The 19389-nt window shown below is 46.3% G+C and carries 16 protein-coding genes; 2 read left to right on the top strand and 14 right to left on the bottom strand.

Going from position 1 to position 19389, the window contains the following annotated elements; all coding sequences use genetic code 11:
• Nucleotides 1-60 precede the first annotated feature (60 nt).
• The gene (locus tag AK966_RS17085; protein WP_099080601.1) at nt 61-1608 is read left to right on the top strand and encodes a sodium:alanine symporter family protein; all 1548 of its coding nucleotides are present in this window, start codon (nt 61-63) and stop codon (nt 1606-1608) included.
• A gap of 518 nt (nt 1609-2126) precedes the next feature.
• Here the strand turns inward: AK966_RS17085 and guaA are convergent.
• Together guaA and guaB are read right to left on the bottom strand one after the other, a co-directional pair.
• On the bottom strand, nt 2127-3680 hold the full coding sequence (gene guaA, locus AK966_RS17080) for a glutamine-hydrolyzing GMP synthase (protein WP_099080602.1): 1554 nt from the start codon (nt 3678-3680) through the stop codon (nt 2127-2129).
• Between the two features lie 224 nt (nt 3681-3904).
• The gene (gene guaB / locus AK966_RS17075) at nt 3905-5368 is read right to left on the bottom strand and encodes an IMP dehydrogenase (RefSeq protein ID WP_099080603.1); all 1464 of its coding nucleotides are present in this window, start codon (nt 5366-5368) and stop codon (nt 3905-3907) included.
• 232 nt (nt 5369-5600) lie between these two features.
• Here guaB and xseA point away from each other — a divergent pair, with 232 nt between their 5' ends.
• Nucleotides 5601-6932, top strand: a complete 1332-nt coding sequence (gene xseA, locus AK966_RS17070) for an exodeoxyribonuclease VII large subunit (RefSeq protein ID WP_099080604.1) — start codon at nt 5601-5603, stop codon at nt 6930-6932.
• 9 nt (nt 6933-6941) lie between these two features.
• On the opposite strand, the gene AK966_RS17065 is transcribed toward xseA, so the two are convergent.
• The 12 genes from AK966_RS17065 to iscX all read right to left on the bottom strand — a co-directional run bounded on the left by AK966_RS17065 (nt 6942) and on the right by iscX (nt 19389).
• The gene (locus AK966_RS17065) at nt 6942-7163 is read right to left on the bottom strand and encodes a zinc ribbon domain-containing protein (protein WP_099080605.1); all 222 of its coding nucleotides are present in this window, start codon (nt 7161-7163) and stop codon (nt 6942-6944) included.
• A 296-nt stretch (nt 7164-7459) separates the two neighbouring features.
• A complete protein-coding gene (locus AK966_RS17060; RefSeq protein ID WP_099080652.1) occupies nt 7460-8329 on the bottom strand; it encodes a metal-dependent hydrolase in 870 nt (289 codons plus the stop codon).
• Nucleotides 8330-8410: 81 nt separating this feature from the next.
• Nucleotides 8411-9907 carry a ribosome biogenesis GTPase Der gene (gene der, locus AK966_RS17055; RefSeq protein ID WP_099080606.1) on the bottom strand — a complete coding sequence of 499 codons (1497 nt, stop codon included), beginning with the start codon at nt 9905-9907 and terminating at the stop codon, nt 8411-8413.
• A gap of 181 nt (nt 9908-10088) precedes the next feature.
• Nucleotides 10089-11249 (bottom strand): outer membrane protein assembly factor BamB, encoded by a 1161-nt coding sequence (gene bamB / locus AK966_RS17050; protein ID WP_099080607.1) that lies wholly within the window; start codon nt 11247-11249, stop codon nt 10089-10091.
• Between the two features lie 12 nt (nt 11250-11261).
• Nucleotides 11262-11876: a YfgM family protein gene (locus AK966_RS17045; RefSeq protein WP_119464584.1), complete on the bottom strand. Its 615-nt coding sequence runs from the start codon at nt 11874-11876 to the stop codon at nt 11262-11264.
• A 126-nt stretch (nt 11877-12002) separates the two neighbouring features.
• A complete protein-coding gene (hisS, locus tag AK966_RS17040; protein ID WP_099080609.1) occupies nt 12003-13271 on the bottom strand; it encodes a histidine--tRNA ligase in 1269 nt (422 codons plus the stop codon).
• A 26-nt stretch (nt 13272-13297) separates the two neighbouring features.
• On the bottom strand, nt 13298-14416 hold the full coding sequence (gene ispG, locus AK966_RS17035) for a flavodoxin-dependent (E)-4-hydroxy-3-methylbut-2-enyl-diphosphate synthase (protein ID WP_099080610.1): 1119 nt from the start codon (nt 14414-14416) through the stop codon (nt 13298-13300).
• A 6-nt stretch (nt 14417-14422) separates the two neighbouring features.
• Nucleotides 14423-15451, bottom strand: a complete 1029-nt coding sequence (gene rodZ / locus AK966_RS17030) for a cytoskeleton protein RodZ (protein WP_099080611.1) — start codon at nt 15449-15451, stop codon at nt 14423-14425.
• A gap of 410 nt (nt 15452-15861) precedes the next feature.
• A complete protein-coding gene (locus tag AK966_RS17025) occupies nt 15862-16989 on the bottom strand; it encodes a bifunctional tRNA (adenosine(37)-C2)-methyltransferase TrmG/ribosomal RNA large subunit methyltransferase RlmN (RefSeq protein WP_099080612.1) in 1128 nt (375 codons plus the stop codon).
• 210 nt (nt 16990-17199) lie between these two features.
• A complete protein-coding gene (gene ndk, locus AK966_RS17020; RefSeq protein WP_099080613.1) occupies nt 17200-17625 on the bottom strand; it encodes a nucleoside-diphosphate kinase in 426 nt (141 codons plus the stop codon).
• A 100-nt stretch (nt 17626-17725) separates the two neighbouring features.
• Nucleotides 17726-19024, bottom strand: coding sequence for an aminopeptidase PepB (pepB, locus tag AK966_RS17015; protein ID WP_099080614.1), 1299 nt, complete (start codon nt 19022-19024; stop codon nt 17726-17728).
• 170 nt (nt 19025-19194) lie between these two features.
• On the bottom strand, nt 19195-19389 hold the full coding sequence (gene iscX / locus AK966_RS17010) for a Fe-S cluster assembly protein IscX (protein ID WP_099080615.1): 195 nt from the start codon (nt 19387-19389) through the stop codon (nt 19195-19197).

Below are 19389 nucleotides of genomic sequence, written 5' to 3'. Positions count from 1 at the left end.
AGAAAGGGTATTGTTGCGTGCGCAAAACAACCACAAACACAACAAACAGGGAAAATACTCATGCAGTCATTAGTTGATTTTCTGAATGGAATTATCTGGAGCCCGGTACTGATCTATCTGTGTCTTGGCGCTGGTTTGTTCTACTCGATCATGACACGTTTTGTGCAAATTCGTCACTTCTTCGAAATGTGGCGCTTACTGCTTTCAGGCAAAAGCTCAGAAAAAGGGATTTCATCATTTCAGGCACTTGCTGTCTCACTATCTGGCCGTGTAGGTACAGGTAATATCGCTGGTGTTGCTGCGGCTATCGGTTTTGGTGGTCCAGGTGCAGTATTCTGGATGTGGGTCGTTGCCTTCTTTGGCGCTGCAACCGCATACGCTGAATCGACACTGGCACAAATCTATAAAGAAGAAGATGAAGGCGAGTTCCGTGGCGGCCCGGCTTACTACATCGAGAAAGCGATGGGTCAGAAGTGGTACGCGTGGATCTTCGCGATCGCAACCATCTTTGCATGTGGTGTTCTACTTCCAGGTGTTCAGTCGAACAGTATTGGTAATGCAGTAGAAGCCGCTTTCGGCTCAGGTGACATGATTGAAACCGCTATTGGTACCTTCAGTTTCGCTAAAATTTTCACTGGTACGTTTGTTTGTGTCATTCTTGCCTTCATCATCTTTGGTGGCGTAAAACGAATTGCAAACTTTACACAAGTTGTCGTTCCTTTCATGGCGCTGGCTTACATCATCACAGCGTTTATTATCATTCTTCTCAACATCAGTGAGGTGCCACGAATCTTCGCTATGATTCTGGGTGATGCGTTTACTCCAATGGCGGGTATTGGTGCTGCTATCGGTTGGGGTGTGAAACGAGGAGTTTACTCAAACGAAGCAGGCCAAGGTACTGGCCCTCATGCAGCAGCGGCTGCAAATGTTGATCACCCAGCTCAACAAGGTCTCGTGCAGTCATTCTCTATCTACATTGATACACTGCTAGTATGTTCAGCGACGGCATTCATGATTCTTATCACTGGCGCATACAACGTACAGGGCGCGGTAGAAGGTGCGTTTCTGGTACAAAACCTTCCAGCGGATATCGGTGCGAATGGTCCTGTATTTACGCAGATGGCGATTGAAAGCGCCCTACCAGGCGTTGGTAAGCCATTCATCGCGATTGCCCTATTCTTCTTCGCTTTCACTACGATTCTGGCGTACTACTACATTGCAGAAACGAACATTGCGTACATCCGTCGTACGTTCAAAGTGAACGGTCTGATGTTCTTCCTGAAGATCACTCTTATCACGGCCGTATTCTACGGTACCGTTAAGACGGCAAACCTTGCTTGGGCAATGGGTGATGTAGGTGTAGGCTTAATGGCATGGTTGAACATCATCGGCATCTTGATCATCTTCTTTATGTCGAAGCCTGCGCTAAAAGCATTGGCAGATTACGAAGAGCAACAAAAACGCGGTGTGACAGAGTACACTTTCAACCCTGTCGCACTCGGCATTAAGGGTGCCGATTACTGGGAAGAGAAGTACAAACGTAGGACAGGCAAAGCGCCAACCGCAACGAGCGATATAACAGAAACGGTAGAACAACCATCTACCTAATGCTTCAGCTTACATCCTCCCCCAATGAGTGGGCGGGTAAATAAGAAAAAACAGTGGTCCGGAAAGCGGAGTTTAAAAGGGTTAGCAAATCGCTAACCCTTTTCTTTTGTATTGAATGCTAGATTAATGACGCGGCGGCTTGCTCAGCAGCAACGATTGGCTTAATGCGTTTTTCACCAACGGGTAGAACCACGCGACCAAATTCGTTATTTAAAACTTGAGCCATTGCAAAGTAGATTGCACTTACGCCACAGAAGATACCTTCTCTCCGTATTTAACAATACAATCCACAAGGAATAACTAGACACATAGCGGATCATGAAGAAAAACACCGAGTGAAGTACATTCATTCTGCGACGCAAATTTTATAAATAAATACTATTACACATCCATTCACATCAAATATGTTATATCGACTCAAAACTTGCTTGCATGATATGTACACTTAATCCCCTATCACAGAGCACAAAAAAAACCAGCCCGAAGGCTGGTTTCGAATTGGTTGATCTATCAGGAAATTATTCCCACTCGATCGTCGCTGGCGGCTTACCTGAAATGTCGTAAACCACACGAGAAATACCGTCTACTTCGTTGATGATACGGTTAGAAACCTTACCTAGGAAGTCGTATGGCAGGTGTGCCCAATGCGCTGTCATAAAGTCGATCGTTTCTACCGCACGCAGTGATACAACCCAATCATATTTACGACCATCACCCATAACACCTACTGAGCGTACTGGTAAGAACACGGTAAATGCTTGTGATACTTTGTTGTAAAGATCCGCAGCGTGAAGCTCTTCAATAAAGATAGCGTCTGCGCGACGTAGCAAATCACAGTACTCTTTCTTCACTTCACCAAGAACGCGAACACCAAGGCCTGGACCTGGGAATGGGTGGCGGTAAAGCATGTTGTAAGGTAAACCTAGTTCTAGGCCGATCTTACGAACTTCGTCTTTAAACAACTCACGTAGTGGCTCAACTAGCCCCATTTCCATATCATCTGGCAAACCGCCAACGTTATGGTGAGATTTAATCACGTGCGCTTTACCAGTCTTAGAAGCCGCCGATTCGATTACGTCTGGGTAAATCGTACCTTGAGCTAGCCATTTCGCGTTTTTCAGTTTCTTAGACTCTTCATCGAATACGTCTACGAATACGTGACCGATTGTCTTACGCTTCTCTTCTGGATCAGACTTGCCTTCCAGTGCGTTTAGGAAACGCTCTTCCGCGTCAACTTTGATGATGTTTAGGCCGAATTTATCGCCAAACATGTCCATTACTTGCTTGCCTTCGTTTAGACGAAGCAGGCCGTTATCTACGAATACACACGTCAGTTTGTCGCCGATTGCACGGTGAACCAACATTGCTACTACCGATGAATCAACACCACCAGACAAGCCTAGGATAACTTCGTCGTCACCTACTTGCTCTTTAATGCGAGCGACTGCATCTTCGATGATAGATTCCGACGTCCAAAGACGCTCACAGCCACACACGCCAAGAACAAAGTTCTCTAGCATTTGTAGACCGCCTTTGGTGTGCGTTACTTCTGGGTGGAACTGAACGCCGTAGTATTTCTTCTCTTCGTTGGCCATTGCTGCGTAAGGACAAGTGTCTGTTTCACCCACTTTGATGAAGTCAGCGGGAATTTCTACCACTTTGTCGCCGTGGCTCATCCATACATCTTGCGTTGCTTCAAGATCTTTGAAGATTGCAGATTCACCAGAAACTTTAACTTGTGCGTAGCCGAATTCACGCTCGGTAGAACCCGCTACTCGACCACCTAGCTGTTCAGCCATAGTTTGCATGCCGTAACATACACCTAGAACTGGCACACCAGAGTCAAATACGTATTGAGGAGCGCGTGGAGAGTTCTCTTCCGTTACGCTTTCTGGGCCACCAGATAGGATGATACCGTCTGGATTGAATTCACGAATATCCGCTTCTTCAACATCCCAACTCCACAGTTCACAGTAAACACCGATTTCACGTACACGGCGCGCTACTAGCTGAGTGTACTGAGAACCGAAGTCTAAGATCAGAATACGTTGGTCATGAATATTTTTAGTCATTTTGGGCAGTCTTATAAGCTAGGTTATTAAAACGGAGGCGAGTTTACTCGCCTCTTATTAATGCTTCAAGGAAAAAGCAAACGTTTACGTCAAATGTATAAGTTTTATTTTTACGACAGTATTTCGCTTAGGGGCCATTGCCAAATGAACGGATAAAGCGCGAGGTTTATCACCGTTAATAAGCACTTTCGATGCTGCTGTTAAGCGAAATACCCAGTAAAAGATTAACCTCGACGGTAGTTTGGCGCTTCCTTAGTGATTTGAACGTCATGTACGTGCGACTCCGCCATGCCCGCTCCAGAGATACGAACGAATTCGGCTTTAGTACGCATGTCTTCAATCGTTGCTGAGCCAGTCAGACCCATGCTTGAACGTAGCCCCCCCATCTGCTGATGTACAATTTCTTTTAGGCGACCTTTGTATGCGATACGACCTTCAATACCTTCAGGTACTAGCTTGTCTGCTGCATTGTCAGACTGGAAGTAGCGGTCAGATGAACCTTGAGACATCGCGCCAAGAGAACCCATACCACGGTAAGACTTGTAAGAACGACCGTTGTAAAGAATCACTTCACCCGGAGCTTCTTCTGTACCCGCGAACATTGAACCAACCATCACACAAGATGCGCCAGCAACGATAGCTTTACAGATGTCACCAGAGAAACGGATACCACCGTCAGCAATAACGGGAATACCATATTGATTTGCCACTTCAGCAGCGTCTGCGATTGCCGTTACTTGAGGAACACCAACACCCGTAACGATACGAGTTGTACAGATAGAACCAGGGCCGATACCCACTTTTACTGCGCTTACACCAGCTTCAATCAGTGCTAGAGCACCTGCACCTGTTGCTACGTTGCCGCCGATGATATCGAGTTCTGGGTATGCAGTGCGCGTTTCGCGAATACGATTTAGCACGCCTTCCGAGTGACCGTGTGAAGAATCAATAAGCAGAACATCAACGCCCGCTTCAACCAATGCAGCAACACGCTCTTCGTTACCAGCGCCTGCACCAACAGCTGCGCCAACACGTAGGCGGCCACGACCATCTTTACAAGCGTTTGGTTTACGCTCAGCTTTGTGGAAATCTTTTGCAGTGATCATACCGGTTAGTTGGAACTCATCGTTCACTACCAGTACTTTCTCAACACGTGCTTCATGCATTTTCTCTTGCACTTCTTCACGAGTTGCCCCTTCTTTAACTGCTGCTAGGCTTTCTTTTGGCGTCATTACTGAAGAAACTTTCTTTGAAAGGTCAGTAACAAAGCGAACATCACGACCCGTGATAATCCCTACGAGCTCGTTGCTCTCTGTAACAACAGGGAAGCCAGCAAAGCCATGCTTGTCAGTCAGTGCAACCACATCTGCAATCGTTGCATCTGGATTAACCGTTACTGGATCAGTAACCACACCAGCTTCAAACTTCTTAACTTTACGAACTTCAGCAGCTTGATGCTCAATAGACATGTTTTTGTGGATAAAGCCAATGCCACCCTCTTGCGCTAGCGCAATAGCTAGACGAGCTTCAGTAACAGTGTCCATAGACGCTGAAATCATTGGGATGTTTAGGGTGATGTTCTTAGTCAACTGAGTGCGAAGATCAGCTGTGTTTGGGAGAACGGTGGAGTGAGCTGGCACGAGTAGTACGTCATCGAATGTCAGCGCTTCTTTGGCAATTCTTAGCATTTGCAATATCTCACAAGTAGAGGAGTAAAAAGAACAATCCAATCTCATCGTTTCGCATAATGAGGGTAACCCATTTTAGGTAGTTGGCTACATTTGGATTAGATATTGCGAAGGGATTATACGTCCAACGCAATCGCTTGGCCACAAATTTTTTAATTTTTTTCTTGCATTTACCCCCTTGCTATGTATTATATTGCCGCTAATTTCCATATTCACGTCTACGGAATTAGCTGTGCACTCCCAGACCAATCAAAACATCTTCACGGTTTCTCGTCTCAATGCCGAAGTGCGTCTGCTGCTCGAAAACGAAATGGGGATCGTCTGGCTTGTCGGAGAGATATCTAACTTCTCAGCTCCCGTCTCTGGTCACTGGTACCTCACTCTTAAAGATTCTCGCGCTCAAGTTAAATGTGCCATGTTCCGTGGTAACAATCGTCGCGTCACTTTCAAACCTGCTAATGGCAATCAAGTTCTAGTCAAAGCGCGCCTGTCTCTGTATGAGCCGCGGGGTGACTATCAATTGATCATCGAAAGCATGCAGCCAGAAGGTGATGGTCGCCTGCAACAAGAGTTCGAAGCGCTTAAGATGAAATTGGCGGCGGAAGGTTTGTTTGCGCAAACCAATAAACAACCATTACCAGAGCACCCAAAACGTGTCGGTGTGATCACCTCGAAAACAGGTGCCGCACTATATGATATCTTGGACGTGTTGAAACGCCGTGACCCTTCCCTACCTGTTGTCATTTACCCAACCATGGTTCAAGGTGAAGAAGCCGCAATTCAAATTGCTCAAGCAATTGGTCGTGCCAATAGCCGTGAAGAATGTGATGTGCTGATTGTTGGTCGTGGTGGCGGTTCGTTAGAAGATCTATGGTGTTTTAACAACGAGATCCTTGCTCGAACCATTGCTGCAAGCCAGATCCCGATCATCAGTGCGGTGGGACACGAAGTGGATGTGACGATCGCAGATTTTGTTGCTGATATGCGCGCGCCAACCCCATCAGCTGCTGCGGAGTTGGTAAGCCGCGACAACAGCCACAAAGATCAAGCTTTGGTGACTCGCCAGCATAAGCTCACGAGTGCGATACGTTATTACTTAGCTCAGCAAAAACAGCAATCAACGCAATTAATGCATCGTTTAGAGCGCCAGCATCCAAGCTACCAATTGCAGCGTCAGACGCAACAACTTGATGAGTTGGATATGCGATTGCAGCGTGCAATGCAGCGATTTATTGCTTCTCATCAGCAAGCGGTAGAACGTAAACAGTATCGCCTACAACTGAACTCTCCTATTAAGCGCCTTGCTGAGCAAAAATCCAAACTTGACCGAGTGGAGCAAAAGCTCATGGACGCGATGGATCGTAAACTGCTGACCATGCGCCATAAACTGGCTATTGCGGCGGAAAAACTTGATACCGTCAGCCCATTAGCAACACTAAAACGTGGTTATTCGATCACTCAAACCGAACAAGGTCAGGTGATTACTCAAGCCTCAGATGCAAAAACGGGCGACATACTGGTCACCCGTTTGGCTAATGGTGAACTTCGCTCCACCGTAAACTAGCGCTTTGCCCTAAATTTTCTGAAACTCAAATCGAACACGAGATTTCGATTTGAGTTCATTACAACTATTGCAGAAGTAGTTCGCCGCACCGCAAGCCTGCAGTTTCTCTAACTCAGCATCGCAATCTGGGCAAAACCCAACCTTCTTATAATCTGACTCACACTTGTTGCAGTGGTATTGTCCTATCCATTCCAATTCTACGTCACAATTTGGGCAGATATTTGCCTGCATGCTTTTCTCCGTCCTTCTATTCAACGACTTTTAGTATTGATGACTTTAGCTTCAATGGCCTTGATCCCGATCACACTCAATACTCAGTAAATCATCAACAAACCTAAAGATCATACTCTGATCTTCTGATATTAACCTTTTGATCAGCGATCACCCCTAAAAAGAATATTTATATGAGCACACACCGAAAGCATAAGTTACATATTCTGCATTTCAATTTTAAGCAGGCATAAACACCAAGAAATGCATGATAACAACAATAATTTGGAATTTAATAAAAGGATCGATTAATAGCGCTAACGAGTAACATTGGTGTGCATTTCAACTATTTGAGCATCGATTTCCAGTAGCTGTACCTGGATAGATCCAAACTCACTCAAATGGCTGGCATGCGTGCCACCACAAGGGATCACGGCTATTTTCCCTTCCCCTAAATCACACATCCAGTAACGTGAATCAGTTAGGTGTTCTCCATGGCAGTCCATGGTGATCACAACGTCTCGTTTCAGCCAATCACCTAGCAGAACATTCACCTGTTGCTCGATGCTTTTGAGATCTGACAGCATATCTGCGCTATTTAAGCCTCTTTTACGGAGTGTTTTACCTAAACGATAGGTATCCAGGCACTTATCCGGTGTGACAAAACTGGTTTCTTGAGCATAGCTGTTAAAATCGTAGTTCCCATGTGCGTCTTTGCGATCGGCATCTTTACGCCAATACCCTTCTGAAAGCACTTTGTTGAGCGCAAGGAATGCAAGGTGACCAGCACTATGACCGCGGCTAAGTGACAGCTGATATTCTTTGTCTACTTCTAATAAGATTGACTCTCCAACCTTAATAGCTTCGGTGGGTGACAATACATGCACAACAACAAATACCCAACCCTCTGCATCGCGTTTTACAGGGATTGCCGTTCCAACATATAGTTCTCCAGTCGAAAGTTCTATCGCACCCACTTGGCAGTCGATAACTTCAAACGTTGCTCCACTGGCTTTCAAACGCCCTTTATCGGCTGGATGATCAGGCCAAATGTGACTGACAGGGTGAAACGGTGTCATATCTGTTACCAGATACGTGGCTTCAGTGTTATGTTGAACGAGCTGTATTTGTGCTTCCAACTGCCATGTTTGATGACAGAAACGTGTTTTCGTTGCTGTGATTCTCATGTTTGCCATTACTTCTAATAAAAAGCTTCATATAAAAAAATACCCAAGCCGAAACTTGGGTATTCAAAAAGATCATGTCGATTATTTATTACGGTTTTTAACCATAGACATCATACGCTTGCGCTTACGCTCTTGAGACAAGGTCAGCTTATTTCCCTGGTTCTCGAATGGGTTCTCACTGTTCTGGAAATTAATGCGAATTGGCGTACCCATAATCTCCAGAGACTTGCGGAAGTAGTTCATCAAGTAACGTTTGTACGAATCTGGCAACTCACGAACCATGTTACCGTGAATCACCACGATAGGTGGGTTGTAACCACCCGCGTGCGCGTATTTCAGCTTGATGCGGCGGCCACGAACCATTGGTGGTTGGTGATCATCTGTCGCCATCTTCATAATACGGGTCAACACAGAAGTACCGACACGCGTCGTTGCTGACTTGTATGCTTCTTGGATAGATTCAAACAAGTGGCCAACGCCAGTACCGTGTAGCGCTGAGATAAAGTGAATACGAGCGAAGTCGACAAAACCTAAACGACGATCGAGTTCTTTTTTCACTCTCTCTTTAACATCGTTATCCAGACCATCCCATTTATTGACTGCTAAGACGATCGAGCGACCGGCATTAAGTGCAAAGCCCAGTAGGCTCAAGTCTTGATCTGAGATATTTTCTCGTGCATCAATCACCAGCAGAACCACGTTAGCGTCTTCTACTGCTTTCAATGTTTTCACCACAGAGAACTTCTCAACCGTTTCATTGATACGACCACGACGGCGTACACCAGCCGTATCAATGAGAACGTATTCACGACCATCACGTTCCATAGGAATGTAGATCGAGTCACGAGTCGTTCCAGGCATGTCGTATACCACAACACGCTCTTCACCCAGAATACGGTTAGTCAGCGTTGATTTACCAACGTTCGGACGACCAATGATCGCCAACTTAATCGGCTGATCTTGCAGACGTTGTAGTTCCGCTTCCGCTTCTTCTTCGGTGATCTCTTCAGGTTCAAAGTCAGCGTCTTCAAACTCGGTCAGATCTTCAATCTCACCATCTTGCGCTTCACTTGCTAGCAGATCATCAAAGAATGGCGCAAGCGCACGTTCTAGAAGTGCGGTAACACCACGACCGTGTGCTGCGGCGATTTGGTACATGTCATCCACACCAAGTTGCCAGAAATCAGCGCATGCAGCATCTGCATCGATACCGTCAATTTTGTTAACAACCAGCATGGCTGGTTTTTCAATTTTACGCAGGTGCGAAGCGATAGCCTCATCTGCTGGTGTTAGACCTGCACGGCCATCAACAAGGAATAGCACAACGTCAGCTTCATCAATTGCAGCCAATGACTGCTGTGCCATTTTGGTCTCTACACCTTCTTCCGTGCCATCAATACCACCGGTATCAATCACGATGAACTCATGTTCTTCGTCAAGGCGCGCTTGGCCATACTTACGGTCTCGCGTTAGGCCTGGGAAGTCCGCAACCAACGCGTCACGAGTACGAGTCAGTCGGTTAAATAGCGTAGACTTACCTACGTTAGGACGCCCTACAAGAGCAACAACAGGTACCATAATAACCTCTACAATAATCTTTCTTCTGTAGTTATAGGTAACGACTAGTCTAATGCCAAATCAAACCAGCTTTTTACCTATAACCACGTCAGGGTTAACTGTTAATAAATAAAAATTCCAAACAACAAAACGGCTCCTAACTGTTACCAGCCAGGAGCCGAATGTGAATTATATCACGATATTATTCGTTAATGGTCAGTTTCTTTACATCGCCGTTGCGAGTTGTAATCACATAACCATCGGACAACAAGGTTGGACCAACAGCAAAACCACTGTCATCCACATACTGTTGAGCAACGAACTCGCCCGTTGAACGATCCATCCAGTGTAAGTAACCTAATGTGTCACCAACAACCAGATAGTTATCTACGAGTACCGGCGCAGTCAATTGGCGATGTTCCAACTTGCTGTTTTCCCATAGCTCAGTACCACTACGTGCGTCTACCGCCACCACATGATCTTTTTCAGTGATCACGAACACACGACTGCCATCCGTCGCCATATCATTTGCTGATGAGTAGTTGCGCTTCCAAATTGGATTCGCCGAACGCAAATCAATCGCGATGAGCTGACCGTTGTAGCCTATAGTGAAAAGAGTGCCACCAAGTACGATAGGTGAAGCGTCTACGTCAACTAGACGATCAATCTCGGTTGCACCTTTTGGTGTGCCAACGGGTTGTTGCCAAATTAATTGACCGCGCTCAACGATTGCTGCCGCTAATCGACCGTTTGCCGTTCCCCAGAATACCCCACCACCAATCGCCGTTGGTGTACTATCACCACGCAAAGTTAGGTTTGGTACCTCTGTACTTAGAGCCCAGCGCTGTTCACCCGTACTCTCATCCAAAGCAACCAATGTGCCTCGACTCGTATTTACGATGATCAAGCCTGAGTCTGCTACAGGCTTCGCTAGTACCTCACCACCAACTTCAATACGCCAAATCACCTCTCCGGTTTCTTGGTCAAGTGCAATCACTTCACCATTTTCAGAGCCGATGTACAGGTGTTCGTAAGCCGCAGTGATCCCACCAGAAAGACGGGCCATCACATCTTCTTCTAAGTCGATTTGCCACTTCTGTTTACCATTTTTTGGATCCAGAGCTTTCACTAGACCATCACGGCTGGCAACAAACAGAGTGCCATTATCGAACACAGGTGACAACTTTGAAAAGTAATGACCAACGCCATCACCAATCGAAGTGCTCCATTCACTGTTTGGCGTGAACTGGCTGTCAACCTGAGGTAATGGAGCCATAACAATGGTATCTTCTTCACTAGCACAACCAGCTAGGATTCCCACTGTTAACGCCCCTAACAAGGCTTTCTTAAAGACTCTCTTCATCCAATACGGTCCTTATTTGGCCAAGTCATCCAATTTCATTTGTAGCGTTGGGCTTGCATCAGCGGCTTGTTGAGCTTCTGTGTACGCGGTGTAAGCCGCCTCTTTGTCACCTTGACGAAGCGCGATGTCACCTCGAAGCTCTGCAATACGACCCGTCCATGCTGCGTCAGTCACTTTGCCCAATTCAGCGTTTGCGGCGTCAAAGTTACCCATCTCAGCTTCAATGCGCGCGATACGGTAGCTGATAAGTGGGGATAGCGCTGCATCTTTAGTATTGCTTTGTGCCCACTTCAATTGCTCTAGTGCTGCAGAAAGTTCGTTTGCATCCACTTGCACTTTAGCCAATTGAAGGGCTGCCAGCACTGAGTACTCTTTCACTTTATTTGAGTCGATGAAAGCTTGAATGTCAGTTTGAGCATCAGTGCCCTTTGCTTGTAGCGCATTCATCGCTGTCGTGTAGCTTTGAGAAGCGGCTTCACTCGCCTGAACTACAGAATCTTGGTAGTAACGCCAACCAAATAGACCACCTAAACCAACAACTGCACCGATGATGACGGCTTTGCCGTTTTCCTTCCACCAGTCTTTAATGGCTTCAACTTGTTGCTCTTCAGTATCGTAAAGTTCCACTTCCTGTCCTCTTAAAACATGTAAATGGCAGCAAGGGCTGCCATTGTTTCTATTTCGTCGAAAGGCTCCTATCTTGGGAGCCTTATCATTGCGAATTAGATTTTAATCTTTAGCTTATTAAAAGACTTAAATCAGTGCTGCGATCTTCTCAGCAACTTCTGCTTGGTTGTAAGTTTCTTGCTCACCGCCCGCTAAGTCTTTAAGTACAACGGTATTATCCGCCACTTCGTTTTCGCCCAGTACCAATGCTACAACAGCACCAACTTTATCTGCACGTTTAAACTGTTTCTTGAAGTTACCACCACCGAAATGATTCATCACGCGAACACCTGGGATAGCTTCACGAAGCTGCTCTGCTAGCTTCATACCCGCCATCATCGTGCCTTCACCCGCGGTAACGACGTAAACATCAACGCTGCGACGTACATCTGTCAATTCTAGGGTTTCTAACATGAGTACTAGACGCTCTAGACCCATAGCAAAACCAACTGATGGTGTCGGTTTGCCGCCAAGTTGCTCAACAAGACCGTCATAACGACCGCCGCCACATACTGTGCCCTGTGAACCTAGGCTTTCAGTAATCCACTCAAATACGGTACGGTTGTAGTAATCCAGACCGCGAACCAGACGCTCGTTTACTGAGTATTCGATACCAGCAGCATCAAGAAGTTCACACAGACCTGCAAAATGTTGTTTAGATTCATCATCTAAGTAGCCAGAAAGACGAGGTGCATCACCTAAAATCGCTTGAACGTCAGGATTCTTAGTATCTAGAACACGTAGCGGGTTGGTATGCAAACGACGCTTACAATCTTCATCTAGAACATCCATATGCTGCTCTAGGAATGCGATCAGTGCCGTGCGGTAATTAGCACGCGCTTCAAGAGAGCCGATTGAGTTCAACTCTAAACGCACGTGTTTGTCGATGCCTAGCTCACGCCATAGACGCGCCGTCATCATAATCAGTTCTGCGTCAACATCGGGACCATTTAGGCCAAATACTTCCACACCACACTGGTGGAACTGACGGTAGCGACCTTTTTGTGGGCGCTCGTGACGGAACATAGGACCCATGTACCATAGACGCTGTTCTTGGTTGTACAGCAGACCGTTTTCGATACCAGCACGAACACAGCCGGCGGTACCTTCAGGACGAAGTGTTAGGCTATCGCCGTTACGATCTTCGAACGTGTACATTTCTTTCTCAACCACGTCGGTGACCTCACCGATTGCGCGGCTGAATAGATGCGTCATCTCAACGATTGGCATGCGCACTTCGTTGTAACCGTATGCGCTAACTACATTTTTCACTGTGTTTTCAAGTTTCTGCCACAGCGGAGATTGAGTTGGGAGGCAGTCGTTCATGCCTCGGATTGCTTGGATTGGTTTTGCCACAATACTTACCGTAATACTCGTTGAGATTAATCTTGAACTTTAACTTCGATGCGATTTTCTTCGTCCATTACAGACGCTTTCGCACGGATTTTAGCTTCCAGCTGATTAACAAGGTCATCATTGTCGAAGCGTTCTTTCTGGCGCTTGCCATCTTCATAGAACGCACTCTTCTTGTTACTTCCTGCTAGACCTAAATGTGAAACCTCAGCTTCACCAGGGCCATTTACCACACAGCCGATAATCGATACATCCATTGGTGTGATGATATCTTCTAAACGCTCTTCTAGTGCGTTCACCGTTCCAATAACGTCGAACTCCTGACGTGAACAGCTCGGACAAGCAATAAAGTTAATGCCACGAGAGCGTATACGCAATGATTTAAGGATATCAAAACCAACTTTGATCTCTTCTACAGGGTCTGCAGCCAAAGAGATGCGCAGAGTATCACCAATGCCCTCTGCCAACAGCATGCCAAGACCAACTGAAGATTTGACCGCCCCTGCTCGCGCACCACCAGCTTCAGTAATGCCGAGATGAAGCGGTTGATCAATTTTCTTCGCCAATAAACGGTATGAGTCTACGGCAAGGAAAACATCAGATGCCTTCACACTAACTTTGAATTGATCAAAGTTAAGGCGATCGAGATGATCGACATGACGCATCGCTGATTCTACCAAGGCTTCAGGCGTTGGCTCACCGTACTTAAGTTGCAGGTCTTTTTCTAAAGAACCACCGTTAACACCAATACGGATTGGGATATTTTTGTCACGGGCACAATCCACAACGGAGCGAATACGCTCTTCGCTGCCGATGTTGCCAGGGTTGATACGCAAACAGTCAACACCGTATTCCGCCACTTTTAGTGCGATACGGTAGTCAAAGTGAATGTCGGCAACCAATGGAACAGAGACTTGCTGCTTTATTAATTTAAAGGCTTCCGCGGCATCCATGGTAGGGACAGAAACACGGACAATGTCTGCGCCCACTTTTTCTAATGCTCGGATTTGAGCGACTGTGGCTTGTACATCAGTCGTGCGAGTGTTGGTCATTGACTGTACGGCAATCGGTGCACCATCACCAATTGGCACATCACCCACATAAATACGCGTCGATTTACGACGAACAATTGGAGATTCGTATTGCATAATTCTTTATAACGGTAGAGTGAATCGAGCTACTTTGCCTGAAGTATACCCAGAAAGGTCGACAGGTTCACTTGCAAATGTCATGGTTACGCCTTCAGGTGCGCCTAATATCACTTTAAAAGGCGCTTTTCCGGCAAGTTCTACATCTTGACCAGGCTTACGAGTACCACTGACGAGCGTTTTGCCATTCACGTCTTTTACTTGAATCCAGCAATCCGCTTTAAATTTCATCGTCAGTCGCGTCATTCCTTCTGGCACAACGAGCTTAGGCTCTTGCTCTTCATCTGCCGCTTCAATAATCGCCACTGGAGCATCAGGTATAATTTCAGAAACCTCGTCTTCATTCACTGCAAGTTCGGGGGTCGTTGTCTCTAGTGCATCGCCATCAGAAGCCGCTAGCGTTACGCCTTCAATCGCTGGCTTAATGTCTGTTGACGCTATCTCATCACGAGAGCTAGCCATTAACTTATCAGCGCTAAGTTGGTCTATCTCGGCAATCTCAGCAGGAGTGCTAGCAATTAACTCATCAGCGCTAAGTTGGTCTATATCGGCAATCTCAGCAGCACTCGGTTCTACATCTAAATTGGCCTCTGTAACGACTTGAGCCAAGCTATCCTCTTGTTGGTTTTGCCACCACCAAGCACCCGAAATGCCGATAATAACAATAGCAATCACCCAAGTAAGCAGCATGATACGGCTATTGTGTTTTTCGTGTTTCGTTTTACGCGAAAAGCTCTGCATCTCGGTTTCTTGTGGCTGAACATGGGCCTCAGATGTTTGCTCTAAAGCTGCCAAAACGGTCTTTTCATCAAGGCCAACGAGTTTCGCATACGAACGAAGATAGCCACGTGTAAAGGTCGCGACCTGCTGCGGTTCAAATCGATTGTTTTCAATATTTTGAATAACAGAAACGCGAAGCCTCAGGCGATTAGCAACATGCTTTTGCGTCATCCCCAATGATTCGCGTTTATTTTTTAGTAGTGTGCCTGCTTCTAGAGAAAGTGGCACTTCAGTGGTGTTTTCGTGTTCTGTCATAATTATGGTATTTAATCTGTTGGGTGGCTAACACATTATCTATTTTCGTTTTTGTTCTTCAGACTCACTTAAAGATAGCTAGCCTAAACGCGTTAACCAAAATAATCTTTTAGAAACTTACAGCACTTGTTGTTTGAATGCTCGCGTTGCAAGAAGCTGCAAAGCGTTTTAAGAAAATACTGCAAATTGTCAGTGTCATAGTTATATTTTACTCACCATGATAAGCGAATGTATAACAAAGACAAAAACTCTTTACTCTCAAATTAACAGATAGCTCAAGTTTTTGTCCAAAAATTGACATGGCTACCCTCAATTGATCGCAATAACAAGCCATTACTCCGGTTGCCGTTTCGAGATGCCAAACAAAATAGCCAGAGCATAAGCTCTGGCTATTTCTTTATTCTGGCAATTTATACCGCTTTCACTTCGATGGTATCTGCACCACGGGTTGCTTTGAGCATTGCGGTACGCTTCGTGCGGTCGATAACATCACCAACAAGTTGGCCACAGGCCGCATCGATGTCATCACCACGGGTCTTACGGATCGTCACCGTGTGCTCATACTGCATCAACGTTTTCTGGAAGCGATCGATACGTGAATTACTTGGTTTCTTGTATGGTGAACCTGGGTACGGGTTAAATGGGATCAGGTTAATCTTACATGGCGTACCTTTCATCAGCTCAGCCAGCTCACGAGCGTGATCCATGTCATCGTTCACATGGTCTAGCAGTACGTACTCAACGGTTACTTTACCGCGGTTCGCGTTTGAAGATGCTAGGTAACGACGAACCGATGCCAAGAATTCTTGGATATCCCAACGGTCGTTGATTGGCATGATTTCGCTGCGCAACTTATCGTTTGGTGCGTGCAGTGAGATCGCCAGTGCCACGTCGATTTTACCTGTCATCTGATCAAGACCAGATACAACACCCGATGTTGATACAGTTACGCGACGCTTAGACAAGCCAAAACCAAGATCATCCAGCATGATTTCTAGTGCTGGGATCAAATTCTTCATGTTAAGCAGCGGCTCACCCATTCCCATCATTACCACGTTGGTAATTGGGCGACGACCAGTTTCTTTCTGTAGGCCCACTTCACGAGCAGCACGCCATACTTGACCGATGATTTCAGAAACTTTCAAGTTACGGTTAAAGCCTTGCTGAGCGGTTGAGCAGAACTTACATTCCAGTGCGCAGCCAACTTGAGAAGAAACACACAAAGTCGCACGATCATCCTCTGGGATGTACACCGTTTCGACATCTTGATCGCCAACACGCATTGCCCACTTGATCGTACCATCCGATGAGTGCTGCGCTTCAGAAACGACAGGAGCTTTAATCTCACACTTGTGCTGAAGCTTTTCACGCAGTTTCTTGTTGATGTTCGTCATATTGTCGAAGTCATCAACACCGAAATGGTAGATCCACTTCATAACCTGATCGGCGCGGAACGCTTTTTCGCCTAGTTCTTCCGCGAAAAATTGACGCATGCCTTTGCGATCAAAGTCGAGTAGATTGATTTTTTCAGTGGTCATGTTGCCTCTCAATGACTGAAACAAGAATAAGGGCGCGAATTGTACAGCCTTTATGCAGCTACAACAAGGGCTGTAAGACCTTGTGTTTGTTAAGGCATTAAAATCATAGTGATTAAATTTTAAACAGCGCTACTCACCCATTCTTCCTCATCTACAGATAATAAAAAGCCCCAGAAAAATCCGAGGCCTAAAATTCAAACGAGGACAAGATTAGCGAGGACAAATCTCTGATTCTGGGAAGAAGAACTCGATTTCACGCGCCGCCGACTCTGGGCTGTCTGAACCGTGAACGGAGTTATGGCGCATGCTCAGTGCGTAATCCGCACGGATCGTACCGCATGCCGCTTCTTCTGGGTTGGTTTTACCCATCAGTTCACGGTAACGCGCGATAGCGCCTTCGCCTTCAAGTACCTGAACCATGATAGGGCCAGATGTCATGAACTCTTTCAGTGCAGGGAAAAAAGGTTTGCCTTCATGTTCTGCGTAAAAACCGCTCGCCTGCTCTTCTGTCAGGTGAACCATTTTCGCAGCAACGATACGTAGTCCTGCGTTTTCGATACGGTGGTAAATTTCACCAATCAAATTGCGTTCTACAGCGTCGGGCTTAACAATTGAAAACGTTCTTTCTAGAGCCATAAAGTTTCCTTTTTGTACTTGTAATAATAGTTTTATATAAGTGACTTGCGTCTCTCTTAGTTATACCAGCACAGACGTGATGTCTGCACTGGTAAAAGTCTTATTTTGCGGCTTGTTCGTTCAGGAAACGAGCAAGTGTACGAACGCCCATACCTGTTGCCCCTGCAGACCACTTATCCGATGCCGACTTGCGATATGTGCCCGCACAGTCAAAATGCAACCAACCTTTCTTGTAATCTTCTACAAAGTAGGACAAGAAAGCCGCTGCAGTGCTCGCACCTGGAGAGTAATCACCAGAGCTGATATTGGACAGATCCGCAAAGTTTGAAGGCAACATCTCACGGTGGAAATCAGCAAGAGGGAGTGGCCATAAACCTTCTTTCTCTTGGTTCGCCGCCGTTAGAGCGTGGTGAGAAAGCTCATCATCAAAACTCATCAGTGCATGGTAATCATTACCGAGCGCATTCTTCGCCGCGCCTGTGAGTGTTGCACAATCAATAATTAGCTCTGGGTTTTGCTCACTTGCGTAGATAAGACCATCAGCAAGCACCAAGCGCCCTTCAGCATCGGTATTCATGATCTCAACGGTTTTGCCATTTTTGTAGGTGATGATGTCGCCAAGCTTAAGTGCACGACCTGACACCATATTCTCAGCACAGCAAAGGATCAGCTTCACGCGCTTGTTCAAACCACGCTGAATCGCTAAACCAAGGCCACCGGTGATGGTGCCAGAACCGCCCATGTCCGCTTTCATTGCTGTCATAAAGTTTGATGGCTTCAAGCTGTAACCGCCAGAGTCAAAGGTAATACCTTTACCCACTAGGCACGCAAATACTGGTGCGTTTTCATCACCGGTTGGGTTGTAATCTAGCTGTAACATTGCAGATGTGCGCTCTGATCCCCGGCCTACAGCGTAGATACCTTCCCAGCCTTCTGAAAGCAGGTCTTTGTCTTTTACGATGCGAGTCGTCACGGTACCTTGAGGCGCAACTGACTTGATAAATTCTGCCGCCATCGTCGCCAATTGACGCGGTGCGACTTCTTCTGCGGTTTTATTGATGATATCGCGGGTAAAGTCAGTCGCGGTAATACGAGCATGAAGCTCTGCTTGATCCGCTTCTGGCAGTGCAACCCACTCTAGTGCGCCGTGTTTCTTAGGGTTACGGTATCCTTGGTGGAAAGCCCAAATGCTCTCTAAGTCCCAGTTGTCACCCGCAAGTAGAACAAAACGAATTCCTTGGCCATCGAGTTGACGCGCTGCACGTTGAATCGCACCAAGATCGTGACCTTCATCTAGGTGAATGGTTGCGCTATTCTCAGCGAAAGAAAGCTGTGCTTTGTCGCCCCAATGTGGTGCCGCTGGTTCTTGGCTTAGAAATACAGACATCTGTGTAGACATGGTTTCTCCTTGTCTTATAACGGCGTTACCTACGCCTCTTCTTTTTTAAACTAACGGATGTTAGCACTATGTAGGGAAAAAATGTCAATTGGATAAAAAAACGGACCGAGAGGTCCGCTTTTTTTAGTAAGAATTGTTAACTCGGCTGCGTTTTGCCGCCGATTTGAGCGTTAGTCTGCTTCATCCATCCAGCATAAGATCACCGCTTCGAGGATCTTTTCGTTACAATGGTTTGGTTCATCATCGAACTCATCTAACTCCATGATCCATTGATGGAGATCGGTAAAACGTACCGTCTTAGGATCCACACCCGGAAACTTGTCACAAAGCTCTATCGCGATGTCGCGAGAATCTGTCCATTTCAT

The organism is Vibrio sp. PID23_8 (assembly GCF_003584965.1).
Classification (GTDB): domain Bacteria; phylum Pseudomonadota; class Gammaproteobacteria; order Enterobacterales; family Vibrionaceae; genus Vibrio.
The sequence above is the reverse complement of the archived record's forward strand: the minus strand, read 5'-3'. Positions and strand labels throughout refer to the sequence as shown.